Annotated in this window: 10 protein-coding genes; 1 reads left to right on the plus strand and 9 read right to left on the minus strand. The window is 59.2% G+C overall.

The features are described from left to right. Position 1: 1 nt before the first annotated feature. From BLT69_RS06105 to BLT69_RS06140, 8 genes are all read right to left on the minus strand, one after another. Positions 2-886, minus strand: coding sequence for a shikimate dehydrogenase (locus BLT69_RS06105; protein WP_058236801.1), 885 nt, complete (start codon positions 884-886; stop codon positions 2-4). Further along, the gene (gene mltG, locus BLT69_RS06110; RefSeq protein WP_257525466.1) at positions 852-2,000 is read right to left on the minus strand and encodes an endolytic transglycosylase MltG; all 1,149 of its coding nucleotides are present in this window, start codon (positions 1,998-2,000) and stop codon (positions 852-854) included. Before mltG ends, BLT69_RS06105 begins: the two co-directional genes overlap by 35 nt. 136 nt (positions 2,001-2,136) lie before the next feature. Next, the gene (gene ruvX, locus BLT69_RS06115) at positions 2,137-2,634 is read right to left on the minus strand and encodes a Holliday junction resolvase RuvX (RefSeq protein WP_058236802.1); all 498 of its coding nucleotides are present in this window, start codon (positions 2,632-2,634) and stop codon (positions 2,137-2,139) included. A gap of 24 nt (positions 2,635-2,658) precedes the next feature. Continuing rightward, entirely contained in the window at positions 2,659-5,349 is a 2,691-nt protein-coding gene (gene alaS / locus BLT69_RS06120; RefSeq protein WP_070727327.1) for an alanine--tRNA ligase, read from the minus strand. A 124-nt stretch (positions 5,350-5,473) separates the two neighbouring features. Continuing rightward, on the minus strand, positions 5,474-6,097 hold the full coding sequence (rpsD, locus tag BLT69_RS06125; protein WP_058236804.1) for a 30S ribosomal protein S4: 624 nt from the start codon (positions 6,095-6,097) through the stop codon (positions 5,474-5,476). A gap of 112 nt (positions 6,098-6,209) precedes the next feature. Beyond that, positions 6,210-7,550, minus strand: coding sequence for a replication-associated recombination protein A (locus BLT69_RS06130; protein ID WP_070727330.1), 1,341 nt, complete (start codon positions 7,548-7,550; stop codon positions 6,210-6,212). Between the two features lie 11 nt (positions 7,551-7,561). After that, positions 7,562-9,007 (minus strand): L,D-transpeptidase family protein, encoded by a 1,446-nt coding sequence (locus BLT69_RS06135; RefSeq protein WP_070727333.1) that lies wholly within the window; start codon positions 9,005-9,007, stop codon positions 7,562-7,564. Positions 9,008-9,147: 140 nt separating this feature from the next. Further along, on the minus strand, positions 9,148-9,765 hold the full coding sequence (locus BLT69_RS06140; protein ID WP_058236807.1) for an L-threonylcarbamoyladenylate synthase: 618 nt from the start codon (positions 9,763-9,765) through the stop codon (positions 9,148-9,150). A gap of 153 nt (positions 9,766-9,918) precedes the next feature. On the opposite strand from BLT69_RS06140, the gene BLT69_RS06145 reads away from it, so the two are divergent. Continuing rightward, positions 9,919-11,562, plus strand: a complete 1,644-nt coding sequence (locus tag BLT69_RS06145) for a DUF4091 domain-containing protein (RefSeq protein WP_092648619.1) — start codon at positions 9,919-9,921, stop codon at positions 11,560-11,562. 60 nt (positions 11,563-11,622) lie between these two features. Here the strand turns inward: BLT69_RS06145 and aspS are convergent, their stop codons facing one another. Further along, on the minus strand, positions 11,623-13,479 hold the full coding sequence (gene aspS, locus BLT69_RS06150) for an aspartate--tRNA ligase (protein ID WP_092649106.1): 1,857 nt from the start codon (positions 13,477-13,479) through the stop codon (positions 11,623-11,625).

Here is a 13,479-nt window from a genome sequence, read left to right on the forward strand (position 1 = left end):
ATCATGATGCTCGAGGTACTTCCGCTGCACGATACACCGCATCCATGACGGGTTCGACTCGGGGTGTTCGACTGGTCATCACGCGCACCTGCGCCAGTCCCTGGAATACCAGCATGTCGAGGCCGTGAGCAATGCGCGCCCCACGGTCACGGTAGGCCTGAACGAGTGGTGTGATAGTCGGTGCATACACCACGTCCAGCAGAGTCTGTTCGGATCGTGGCCGTACACGTGCGGCAATGTTGTCACACACGCCGGCGGGCATAGTGGAGATCACGACATCAGTTTCATCCAGGCTGGCGATGACGCGTTCAGTGTCATCCCACATGATGTGGGTACTGGTCACGCCCAGGCGGCTTTCTGCCATAACAACGGATCCTGGCCCCGAAAAGCGCCGCGCGACGATACGGACATCATCAACGTGCATGCTCTTCAGCGCAGCCAGCGCGGATGAGGCAGTTGCGCGGCCCCCCAGGATCGTTGCGCTGCGAATCGGCTCGAGTCCAGTGCGCGCTCGCCTGACAGCTTCCACGATGCCTTCGACATCCGTGTTCAGACCGGTCAGTACCCCGCCTGCCGGGACGACAGTGTTGATGGATCCCACTGCTTTGGCCAGCGGATCAACTACATCCATGAGCGGGGCAATGACCTGCTTACACGGCATGGTCACTGACAGTCCCAGACAGTTCGGATCCCACTGCTGGATCAGGGATGCAACGCCGTCCCTGTCGCATTCGATGCGTCGGTAGGCCCACCGTGGGTCACACCCCAGATCGTCCCATGCGGTCCTGTGCAGGACGGGTGACAACGAGTGCGCCACGGGCGACCCAATGACCGCCGCCCAGCGGCTCGTGTCAGCACTTTCCGGGATTGGCTTCGCAATATTCATCGAACTTTGCCTTGTTCTTTTCCTGTTCCTCGTTCGTCGTCGCGAACAGGGTTTCACCGGTGTCAAGGTCGATGGTGACGAAATAAAGCCAGTCACCGGGTTCAGGATTGAGGACCGCGTTAATTGCTGTGGATGATGGCGAGGCGATGGGCCCCGGAGGCAGTCCCTTGATCAGGTAGGTGTTATACGGGTTGTCGTTGGCCAGGTCATCCTTCGTAGGAACGCCGCCATACTTGCCCACACCGTACAGGACGGTGGAATCCATCTTGAGCTGGCCACGAGTTTCACCTTCAGTGTCCTTCAGGCGGTTTTCAATGACGCGTGCCACCATCGGCATGTACTTTTCCAGGTGCATTTCGCGCTCCACAATGGAAGCTTTAATCAGGACGGTCTGGCGCTGGTCCTCGGGTACTCCTGCCTGATCCAGTGCGTCGACTCGCGCCTGAATCATCTCCGAGAGCAGGTCAGCAGGCGTATCGTCCTGAGATACCTCGTACGAACCTGGTTCAAGCCAGCCTTCGAGATTACCCTGAGCCTGCGCAGGCAGTCCCAGTGCTTCAGGGTTGTTGATGGCTTCCTGAATCGCCTCGTCACTGAAGCCGCTCACTTCACGCATTTTATCGAGAGTCTGCTTCAGTACCGAACCTGGGGTGACAGTCACGGTGTTTTCCGTACGGTTGGTTTCATCCAGCAACGCTGCCACGGCACCAGAAGCCGACATCTGTTTCTTCAGCTGGTACGTGCCGGGTTTGATGCCCGATGCCGCCTTATTTGCTTCAAACGCGCGGTTAAAGGCTGCAACTGACTTCACCACGTCGGCCTCGACAAGTTTAACTCCAATATCGGAACCGATCTCGCCTTTGTTAATGGTGACTTCGACGCTTCCTGAGCCGGGGCCTGGGTAGTCATCGCTTTGGTCCGCCACAACTCCAGTGGACTTCAGTGCAGACACGGCAACATACGCCGCTCCGCCCAGAACAGCCAGCACGGCAATGATGACGATAAAAGTCCGAATTTTGCGTCGAGTTCGACGTTTGCGCTGCTGACGAGCTGCATTGCGGCGCGCCTCGGCACTGAGTTGTGCACGGCGCTGCGCGCGCGTCGGTAGTTCCACACCACCTGCCGGAGTGCCCCCTGACGATGGGCGAGGTACACGCTGTGAGGGCTGAGAGGTCCTGGATTCTTGCGAGGTTTGCCGGTGACGGTGACGATCCCTTCGTGAAGGGAACGGTGGCCGCAATGGGTCTGAATCAGTCACGTTCGGCCTTTCCACTACTCAACGATGGATCTCCCAGAGACACGGTCTGCCCTGGCGGAGTCCCCGATATTCGTTCGCTCTCCAGCGCTAGCTCCAGAATAATCTGAGCCGCGACCTGGTCCACCATCTCCCGATGGCGGTGAGTTTCCACTTTACTGTCCCGGAGCCTGCTGTGAGCCTGATTGGAGGTTAAGCGTTCATCCACCATACAGATGCGTCCGCCACGCCAGCGTGCCGCAATTCGGTTGGCCACGCTACGGGCCATATGGGCACTTTGTCCCTCTGTCCCCTTCAGGTGCCGAGGCAGCCCGACCACGATCTCAATCGGATCGTATTCATCGATGATGTCCAACAGATCATCGATTTCAGAATGATCCCGTTGAACATGAACGGTCTCCACCGGCAGGCACACGATCCCGCGTTCATCGGACCTGGCCACACCGATGCGCACGGTCCCCACGTCCAGTCCCAGACGTACTCCCGTTCGCATGCTCACCAGGTCTACCTTCCCTGTTTACTTCAGCGAGTCGGTGATCGCTGACAGGGCCTGATCCATATTCGTCAGATCACGACCGCCACCTTGGGCAACGTCATCACGGCCACCGCCACCTCCACCGAGAACCTGCGCAGCAGTGCGCACGAGCATTCCAGCCTTGACGCCGCGCTCACGCGCACTCTGGTTGGTTGCGACAACGATACTCGGCTTGGAGTCGATATCTCCGATCAGTGCCACCACCGCGGGCTCACCCTCGCCCATCTTGTCGCGCACGGCGAGCGCCAGGGAACGCACGTTGTCGGCAGAACTCATCTGGCCGGCCGATGCGGCAACGGCGCGAATGCCATTATGCATTGTGGCCTCAGCGATGAGCTGGTCGACATGTGCCAGCGCGCCGCGCGTTTCGGCCTCCTCGAGCGCTTTCTCTGCTTTCTTCACACGCGCCATCAGCTGTTCAACGCGCGAGGGCAGATCTTCGGGGCGCCCTCCGAGCAGCGATGACAGCTGCGAAACAAGGGCATGTTCGCGAGCCTGGAATCCGTAGGCACCAGATCCGACCAGTGCATCGATACGGCGCACACCAGATCCGATGGATGATTCACCCAACAGCGCGATGCGTCCGATATGTCCGGTTGTGGGGACGTGAGTACCTGCGCACAGTTCCTTCGACCAGTCGCCGCCGATCGACACAACACGCACTTCGGAACCGTACTTTTCACCGAACAACGCCATAGCTCCGGTCTGCAGAGCCTGTTCGATTGGCATCACTTCATCCGTCACAGCCAGATCATCAGACAGCCGATCGTTGACCAGGGATTCAATGTCATCAACCTGACTGGCTTCCAGCGCACTGTTGTGGCGGAAGTCGAAGCGCAGACGTGACGGCGAGTTCTCCGATCCTGCCTGCGTAGCGTTGTCCGAGACGATCTGGTGCAAAGCGCGATGAATCATGTGAGTGGCGGTGTGTGCGCGCGCAATGGCGCGCCTGCGTTCAGTGTCGATCTCCGCCCACGCGTCGGCAGCGACAGAAATGGTACCTTCGACCAGTTCACCGCGATGGACCGTCAGCCCCTTGATCGGAGCCTGCACGTCATCAATGCGGACCACTCCTCCGCCTTCTGCCACGCGAATGGTGCCGTGGTCGGGTTGCTGACCGCCCATCTCCGCGTAGAACGGTGTTTGGTCGAGGACGACCTCAACATGTGCGGGAGCTGTTGCTGCGGGCACTGACTGGCCATCCACCAGAATTGCTGCCACATGCGCGTCGGCTGCCATGTCGGTATATCCGAGGAACTGAGACTGCCCGCCCAGCTCGTGTGCAATCTCGTGGAAAACGCGAACATCAACGTGTCCGGTCTTCTTGGCGCGAGCATCCTGGCGAGCACGCTGCTTCTGCTCGTTCATCAGCTCCGTGAAGCGCTGTTCATCCACGCTCACGCCCTGTTCGGCCGCCATCTCGAGGGTCAGATCAATCGGGAAGCCGTAAGTGTCATGCAGCGCAAACGCGTCTTCACCGCTGAGGGTGGCCGTCGAATGCGCCTCCTGGCTCGTTTCCCTGGCCTGCTTGACTGCCGCGTTCAGGATCGTCGTGCCCGAGGTGAGGGTGTGCATGAACGATTCTTCTTCACCGTACGCAACATCTGAGACAAGATCCCAGTTCGTCACCAGATCCGGGTACGACGGCGCCATGGCGTCACGTGAAACCGGCATCAGCGTCGGGAGTGAGGATGTATCGACACCCAGCAGACGCATCGACCGGATGGCTCGGCGCATCAGGCGCCGCAGAACATATCCACGTCCATCGTTTCCGGGTCGCACGCCATCGAGGATCAGCATCATCGCGGAGCGAATATGATCAGCCACCACGCGCATGCGAACGTCGTCATCGGCATCGTCATGGTAGTGGCGCCCGGACATCTCTTCGACGGCCTGGATGACGGGGTAAACCTCGTCAATTTCGTACATATTCGGCTTGTCCTGCAGGACGAATGCGAGGCGTTCGAGACCTGCACCCGTGTCAATGGCCTTGTCATCGAGTTCGCCTAGCAGCGGATAGTCCTTTCCGCTACCTTCGCCACGCATGTACTGGTCAAAGACGAGGTTCCACAGTTCGAGGTAGCGGTCGCCGCCCGGGTCAACGGTGCCGCCAACAGCTTCGGGACCGTATTCGGGGCCGCGATCGTAATGCCATTCACAGCATGGACCGGCCGGTCCGGGCTGGCCTGTATCCCAGAAGTTTTCCTCGCGTGGAAGCTTGACGATGTGGCGCGGATCCATACCGATCTGTTTGGTCAGCACGTCGTAGGACTCGTCATCATTCTCCCACAGCGTCGTCCACAGTCGATCCCCGTCCAGGCCGTACATGCCGTCCTTTTCCGAGCCGGTCAGCAGATCCCACGCCAGGTGGATCGCACCTTCCTTGAAGTAGTCACCGAAGGAGAAGTTTCCGTTCATCTGGAAGAACGTGCCGTGGCGCGTGGTGCGTCCAACGTTGTCAATGTCGTTGGTGCGGATACACTTTTGCACCGATGCGACGCGCGGCCACGGCGGCGGTTCAACGCCGGTGATATACGGAATGAACGGCACCATCCCCGCGATCGTGAACAGAATCGATGGATCGGGAGAAATCAGGGAAACTGATGGACGAATTTCGTGATCGTGTGCGGCGAAGTAGTCGAGCCAGCGGGAACGAATCTCAGAGGTGCGCATGTGTCCTCATCGTATTGGAAAAATAGAGGGAAAGCGAGGTGCACCTGAAGGGTGACCTCGAACGGTGTGTCGATAAAGACCCCGGGGCGCACAGGCACCCGGGGTCCTCATCACACGTTCATACTCAGCGCGAGTAGTGCTCAACGACCATTTGCACGTCACAGGTCACCGGGACTTCAGCGCGCTTGGGGCGACGCACCAGTGTGGCCTTGAGACGTTCCAGCTCAACGTCGAGGTAATCCGGAACTGCCGGCAGCACATCGCGGTGCACGCCGGAGGCGGCTATCTCGAACGGAACAGTGGTCTGCGACTTTGGCTTGACTTGGATCGTCTGTCCGGGCTTCACGCGGAAAGAGGGGCGGTCAACGATCTTGCCGTCCACCATGATGTGACGGTGGACAACCACCTGGCGAGCCTGCTGGATGGTGCGGGCAAATCCTGCACGCAGAACCAGAGCATCAATGCGCATTTCGAGCAGCTCAACCAGGTTTTCACCGGTCAGGCCGTCCTGACGGCGAGCTTCTTCGAAGATGCGGCGAATCTGAGCTTCGCGGATGCCGTACTGTGCGCGCAGACGCTGCTTTTCCTTCAGACGAACGGCGTAGTCGGAATCCTGGCGACGCCGGGTACGGCCGTGCTCGCCGGGGCCGTAGGGGCGCTTCTCAAAGTAACGCACAGCCTTCGGGGTCAGCGCGATTCCGAGTGCGCGTGACTGGCGCACCTGCTTCCGTGAACGATTCGTCGACATAAAACGGTTTCCTTTCCTGTTTCATGGGTCATGTCCGGCTCCCGTTGAACCGAACATGGGGTCAACACAAACGGCTAAGACCCCAGGTGTTGTCGTGGACAACCCTCATAGCTTACCCCATGGACAGCAGCTGCCTTAACACTGTCAGCCGCTTCGTGATCATTGCCTCAGTTCCGTTTTCAGTTGGACGGTAGTACTGAGTGCCTTGCAGATCATCCGGTAAGTACTGTTGTGCGGCCACAGAATGCGGCGCATCGTGGGCATACAGGTAGCCTTCCCCGTGCCCAAGTTTCTTCGCACCTGCGTAATGGGCATCACGCAGATGAGCAGGCACCGGGCCGCCTTTCCCGCTGCGCAGGTCGGCCAGCGCCTTATCGATCGCGAGATAGGACGCATTGGATTTCGGGGCGGTCGCCACCGCGATCACGGCCTGTGCCAGGATAATACGCGCCTCAGGCATGCCGACCATCGCCACTGCCTGAGCAGCTGCCACGCAGATTCCGAGGATTTCCGGCGCCGCCATTCCCACGTCTTCAGAGGCACAGATCATGACGCGCCTGGCTATGAAGCGAGGGTCCTCCCCCGCTTCGATCATCCGAGCCAAATAGTGCACGGCGGCATCGACATCAGATCCGCGCATTGACTTAATAAACGCGGAAGCCACGTCATAGTGCTGGTCCTGATCCCACCGCACGAGCGCCTGGTTTGCGGCGGTTTCCACGTGGTGTTGAGCAATGACCGTATCGTCCGCATCGCGCGCCGCACCTGCTGCAGCTTCAAGCAGTGTCAACGCCTTCCGGCCATCTGCTCCTGCCAGTCGGACGAGGCTAGCCAAAGCGGCCTCGTCGATGGTGAATTCACTCTTCAGTCCGCGAGCATCGTCAAGGGAGCGGGTAATCAATGCGCTAATCCCGTCTTCGTCGAGTGGATGCAGCGTCAACAGCAAAGAACGTGACAGCAGTGGCGAAATGACGGAGAACGACGGGTTCTCGGTTGTCGCCGCCACGAGTGTGACCCACCGGTTTTCAACAGCCGGAAGCAGTGCGTCCTGCTGGGACTTGGAGAATCTGTGGACCTCATCAACGAACAAGATGGTGTCTTCGCCGCTGGCAGCGGTGCGACGGCGTGCCGATGCGATGACATCGCGAATGTCCTTGACTCCCGATGAAACAGCGGACAATTCTTCAAAATGTCGATGTGAGGCGCGTGCCACGAGGTAGGCAAGGGTCGTTTTACCGGTTCCCGGCGGACCCCACAGGATCATGGAGGAGAGCGGTCCAGAATCTGCTGCCGCTGACAGCATGCGTCGCAGGGGCGATCCCGCCGTCAGCAGATGGTTCTGCCCGACAACCTCGTCAATCGAGGTGGGGCGCATCCGCACAGCGAGCGGCGCATGCTCGTCGAACGAGGGTACCCCATTGGTGTCAATGCCTTCACTGTCAAATAAATCCATAGGGATACGGCTTAATAGTGACTCATGACAGGGGTGCCGATTTCGTCGAAATCGTAGATGAGTTTTGCGCCCCACACGGGCATGTTCAGGCATCCGTGCGAACCGCCCGGTCCGGACCATCCGAATTCACTCACCCACGGTGCGCCATGCATGGCGTACGAGCCCGTGAAGTAGGACACCCACGGCACGTCCTTGGCGCAGTATGGCCACTCGGGTGTGCACCCCATGTCCTGCTTCTCATACTTGAGGTAGACGTGATACAGACCGGTGACCGTTTCGTGGCCAGGTGAGCCGGGAACAATGCTGATGGGTTCGTGAGCCTGTTTCGTGCCAATGTACGGGGTGACCGTCAGCCTGGTCAGATCAATATCGATCCACTTTTCGCCCTCAGCAGCCGGATACGGCAGATTCTCCGCACCCGGGGCGATCGGGCGCGTCTTCGTTTCCTGCGGCACGTCGTCATAGGTGATCGTGCCTTCATACGTTTCGCCATTGTCGAGGGCACTCATCAGCGCGTTCGACAGGTCAGCGACATTATTGGCTTTCAGGCCGGGTTTACCTGGCCATGCTTCTACCAGCACGTCGCCTGCAGCATTGACGTTGTTGATCGTAGGGTCGGCTTCCACATTTGAGGCTTGGGCAGTTGCTGATACCCACGAGCCAACAGCTTCAGAGGAGTAGTGGGCGGTGAGCTTGCTGTCCGTGTTCTCGAAGGAAATCCACTGGGCAACGTCGGCGCGCGAGGGTGTGAAGGAATCGATCGTGTCGGTCAGTGAAACGTCTGGCTCCAGCATTTCATCTGCCTGCTGGGCAGCCTGCTGTGCGGCTTCTGTGGTTACGGACGGCTCCGACTGCGTCGAGGACAGGTCAACTTCCGTGTCGCCCAGCGTTGTCGCAGCGTCCATCAGAGCTGTCGTCAGTGCTTGCGCGTCAATCGTTGTGCCATTTTCGGCAGGATCAACCACGAATGCATCACGGTCGGCGTCGTAGTGGGCGGACGCATCGACGGCAGCAGGTCCCGCTTGACGCGCAAGCGTTTCCGCCATCGCGCTGAGTGCCTCTTCATCCGTTGTGGTCACCACCGGGATCTGTCGGGATGTGAACAGTCCCTGCAGGCGGCTTGTCCAGGAACGGCTCGATTCAAGAGCCAGGGTCGCTGTGGCTTCGGCGTCGATCTGGATACCGGCGTCAGCCAGAGCGATCTCAGTTTCTTTGCCGTCAACCCGGGCGGTGACACGAATGTTCTGCGCACGTTCGTTGATAGCGGCAACGACCTCGTCATGCGTCATTCCTGAAACTGGAATAGCGGCAACAGATGTACGGGGAAGCGCCCGCTCATCGTAGTGGGCAGCGTAGGCAGCCCCCGAACCGACCAGCGCAACCAGCACGGCAGTGCATGCCGCGATCAGGATCCACACACGTGTCCTGCGCGGTTCTCGCCTGACGTGTTCGCTCACAACATCGCTCCTTCGAATATAGCTCCATGCCGGATGCTACCTAAGGAACTGAAATTTGGATACTGATTGTGAGCAAAATTCCCAAATTCGTGTACTCTCGCGCTGTGCCATTCCACAGTGCGAGAGCGCACAGGAAACTTCTATTCAAATAGTGACGTGTCGCCAGCGCCCTTACGGGCGATCACTGCCGTACCGTCGGTGTAATCGATGACGGTTGTCGGTTCGGCCAGACCGACCGGGCCAACAATGACAAGATCCACCATGTTGCCGATGCGGTCGTCAACATCGTGTCCGTCCACCAACGGCTCGTCTTCGCCAGGCATGATCAAAGTCGAGCACAGAAGCGGCTCCCCCAGAGCTTCGACAATCGTTTGAGTAATCACATGATCTGGCAGCCGGACGCCCACTGTGTGCTTCTTCTTGTTCAGCGTCATACGAGGCACGACCTTGGTGCCTTGGAGAATGAACGTGTACGGTCCGGGCGTCAGCGCCTTAATCGTGCGGAATTGGTGGTTGTCGACGATGACAAGCTCACCCAGCTGCGCAAAGGAATGACACAGCAACGAGAAGTTGTGCTTCTCGTCGAGTTTTCTGATCTGCCGGATGACATCCATCCCTTCCTTGTTCCCCAGGGTGCAGGCAATCGCATATCCCGAGTCGGTCGGTAATGCGATGGTGCCACCCTCCTTGAGGAGGTCAACGGTCTTAGTGACCAAGCGGGCTTGTGGATTCTCCGGATGCATTTCAATGTGAGCCATGTCTCTAGTGTGCCTCATTTTTGTCCTCTTCGCTGGAACTTGTCGCGTGTCTCTTCCAAAAAGAAAGTGCCCATTGATCAGCGTCGTTAGGCGGCACGGGCGAGAACTTCATGGCACAGTGGAAGGCAACTGACACCGTGCGGAAGGATCTTGATGGCTGCCCCCACTTCACGCGTCGATATCCGATTGGTTGACGACCTGACAAAGGTGCTTCCCAGCGAGGAGCCCGACTCGCTCACGCATCCATTGGTCACGCGCACCGGTCAGTCGATCAATTTCCAGGTGGCCTGGCACGAGCACCAGGACGTGTACTGGTCGCGCTCTGAATTGACGTTGACCATTCGCACGGACGGTGAGCCCGTCCAGGTCTGTCACGTTGACCTGGTTGCGGCCGGCCTGCCAGCACCGGCAGATGCAGATGACGGGTATCTGGCAACCCAACCATCCCTGCTGCCCGATCTGCTGACCCCTCTGGACGCGAGCGTCGACGGTGCTCTGACGACTGTTGTGCTGCAGGCGCACCATATGGGATGGAATGCCGTATGGGTGAGTGTGCCGGCATTTTCGGGCACAATCACCGTAACTGTCACCCACGCCGATTCAAATCTGTTCGAACAAACCGTATCTGTCACAGGCGTTGATCTGACACACCACGACAGCGATTTCATCAACACCCAGTGGCTGCATCCGGATTGCCTCGCCACGTACTTTCACGTTCCCATGTGGTCCGAGCAGCATTGGCACGCCCTCGCCAATCATGTGCGGGCCGCTACACAGATGGGCGTGAACAGCTTGCTGACCCCGATCTGGTCTCCCCCACTCGACACGGCGGTCGGCACCTACAGGCCTGCGACACAGTTACTGGATATCAGCTATGACGGGACGTACCACTTCGCCACGGAGCGTCTCGATCGGTGGGTTGATATGGCATTGGATGCGGGTATCCGCTACCTCGAACTGCCACACCTGTTCACGCAGTGGGGTGCGCACGCGTGTCCGCAGTTCATCGTGAAAACAACTGAGGGGGAACAACGGCGTTTCGGATGGGACACGGAGGCAACCTCGCCCAAGTACCTCGCGTTTGTCGAACAGCTCATCCCATTCCTCATCGGTTATTTCCGTGGACGCAACCTCGGTGATGCGATCTGGTGGCATATTTCAGACGAGCCTGATGAGACCAACCGTTCCAGCTATCAGGCGGCGCGCAAGCAGGTGATCGATCTGCTGGAAGGGCAGATGGTGGGCGATGCACTGTCCGATCCGGATTACATCGACCTGGTTGACCATCCGATCGTGGCCACCACTGCGGTGACGCGTTTCCGTGAGGCTGGCTACGAGCCATCCTGGGTGTACTACTGCGTGGGTCAGGCGAACGCTGTGGCCAACCGTTTCATTGCGCAGCGCCCGATTCGTCACCGCATGCTCGGTCTGCAGCTGTTCTGCGCGAACAGTCGCGGTTTTCTGCACTGGGCGTTTGACTTCTACTACTCGCAGCTGTCGGTGCGTCCCATTAATCCGTTCGCCGATTCCAGCGCCGGCGGAGCGTTCTTCTCAGGCGACCCATTCGTCGTGTATCCGGCGGACGACCTCGGCGTGTATTACTCGCTACGTTACGAAATGCTCCGAGCTGCCTTCGAAGACCTCGTCCTGTTCCACGACGCCGCCACGCGTATTGGTCGCGAGGAGGTGCTGCGCATCATGGATCCGGATCGCACTGTTGATTTTTCGTCCGGATGGATCAGCGAGGGCGACTATCTTGCGCGGCGTGCCAGACTGTTTGAACGCCTGGCGTCGTAAAAGCCGAGGGCGACCCGACACATGTGTGTCCGAGCCGCCCTGACAAAATGGCACTGACGATCACGACTTGTCAGCCTGGCCAGCCTTTTCGGCCTTCTCCGCCTTGTCGGCTTTGTCGGCCTTCTGATCCTGGTCTGTTTCACCGCGCTTGCGCGGTTTCGCATCGACCCCTGCTTCCTTACGCTGACGCGGCGTGATCGGCGCGGGCGCGTCGGTCAGCGGGTCGTATCCGCCACCGGACTTCGGGAAGGCGATGACGTCACGGATCGAGTCGGCATGCGTGAGCAGCGAGACGATGCGGTCCCATCCAAATGCCACGCCGCCGTGTGGCGGTGCGCCGAACTTCAGTGCGCTCATGAGGAATCCGAACTTCGATTCGGCTTCTTCCTCGGAAATTCCCATCACGTTGAAGACGCGCTGCTGAATGTCGTCACGGTGAATACGGATCGAGCCGCCACCGATTTCGTTGCCGTTGCACACGATGTCGTAGGCGTAGGACAACGCGTGCTCCGGATCGTCCTCGAAGTTGTCACGCCATTCGTCCTGCGGCATGGTGAACGCGTGGTGGACAGCGGTCCATGAGGAGTGCCCCAGCGCCACGTCACCTTCTGCTTCAGCTTCGCCGGTCGGTTTGAACAGGGGTGCGTCGACGATCCACACGAATGACCATGCGTCCTCGTCAATCAGGTTGCAGCGGCGTCCCACTTCCAGGCGCACAGCGCCAAGCAGTTCGCGGGTTGCTGTGGGCTTTCCGGCGCCGAAAAAGATGCAGTCACCGGGGTTGGCTCCTGTGGCCTCGACCAGGCCTTCGCGTTCCTGATCGGAAATGTTCTTTGCTACGGGACCGCCCAGTGTTCCGTCCTCGGCAATGGTCACGTAGGCCAGTCCCTTGGCTCCACGAGCTTTGGCCCATTCCTGCCACTTGTCGAAGGTGCGGCGAGGCTGTGAAGCACCGCCTGGCATCACGATTGCACCCACATACGGGTTCTGGAAGACGCGGAACGGGGTGTCCTTGAAGTAGTCGGTCAGGTCGATCAGTTCGCATCCAAAACGCAGATCCGGCTTATCGGAGCCGTATTTGGCCATTGCTTCGTTGAACGGCATGCGTGGGATCGGAGTCTTCAAGTCGTAACCGATTTCAGCCCACACTGCTCGCAGCACGTCCTCGGACACGGCAATGACGTCGTCCTGGCTGACGAAGCTCATCTCAATATCAAGCTGAGTGAATTCGGGCTGACGGTCAGCTCGGAAGTCCTCATCTCGGTAGCAGCGCGCAATCTGGAAGTAGCGTTCCATTCCACCGACCATGAGGAGCTGCTTGAACAACTGCGGTGACTGAGGCAAGGCGTACCAGCAGCCTGGAGACAGGCGCGCCGGCACGATGAAGTCGCGGGCACCTTCAGGGGTGGAACGCGTCAATGTCGGTGTTTCAACTTCCACGAAGTCGTGTTCGTACAGGGCTTCGCGAGCCGCCCTCGACACGCAGGAGCGCAAACGCATCACATGCTGCAACTGGGCGCGACGCAGATCGAGAAAACGGTAACGCAGACGTGTCTCTTCGCCCACGCTGCCGGATTCTTCGGCATGGGCCGACACCTGGAAAGGCAAAGCCGGCGAGGTGTTCAGAATCTCAATGTCATCGCCCAGAATCTCAACCTGCCCCGTGGACAGTTCCGGATTATCGTTGCCTTCGGGACGGGCGCTGACTTCGCCGGTTACCCGCAGGCAGTATTCTGAACGCAGCTCATGGGCGACGGATTCATCGCGGACAACAACCTGCACGATTCCGCTGGCATCTCTCAGGTCAATGAACACCACTCCGCCATGATCACGGCGGCGGTCAACCCACCCGGTTAATGTCACTGTCTGACCGACCAGGTCGGTCCCCATCTGAGAGATCGTGTGTGTGCGTAACAC

Source organism: Schaalia radingae, assembly GCF_900106055.1.
In the GTDB taxonomy this organism is placed as follows: domain Bacteria; phylum Actinomycetota; class Actinomycetes; order Actinomycetales; family Actinomycetaceae; genus Pauljensenia; species Pauljensenia radingae_A.

Excerpts from the sequence above, each read along its gene's own strand:
- alaS (WP_070727327.1), bottom strand. The coding sequence starts at position 5,349 with ATGCGCACCTCTGAGATTCGTTCCCGCTGGCTCGACTACTTCGCCGCA.
- BLT69_RS06140 (WP_058236807.1), bottom strand. The coding sequence starts at position 9,765 with ATGGCTCACATTGAAATGCATCCGGAGAATCCACAAGCCCGCTTGGTC.
- rpsD (WP_058236804.1), bottom strand. The coding sequence starts at position 6,097 with ATGTCGACGAATCGTTCACGGAAGCAGGTGCGCCAGTCACGCGCACTC.
- BLT69_RS06105 (WP_058236801.1), bottom strand. The coding sequence starts at position 886 with ATGAATATTGCGAAGCCAATCCCGGAAAGTGCTGACACGAGCCGCTGG.
- BLT69_RS06130 (WP_070727330.1), bottom strand. The coding sequence starts at position 7,550 with ATGGATTTATTTGACAGTGAAGGCATTGACACCAATGGGGTACCCTCG.
- BLT69_RS06145 (WP_092648619.1), top strand. The coding sequence starts at position 9,919 with ATGGCTGCCCCCACTTCACGCGTCGATATCCGATTGGTTGACGACCTG.
- ruvX (WP_058236802.1), bottom strand. The coding sequence starts at position 2,634 with ATGCGAACGGGAGTACGTCTGGGACTGGACGTGGGGACCGTGCGCATC.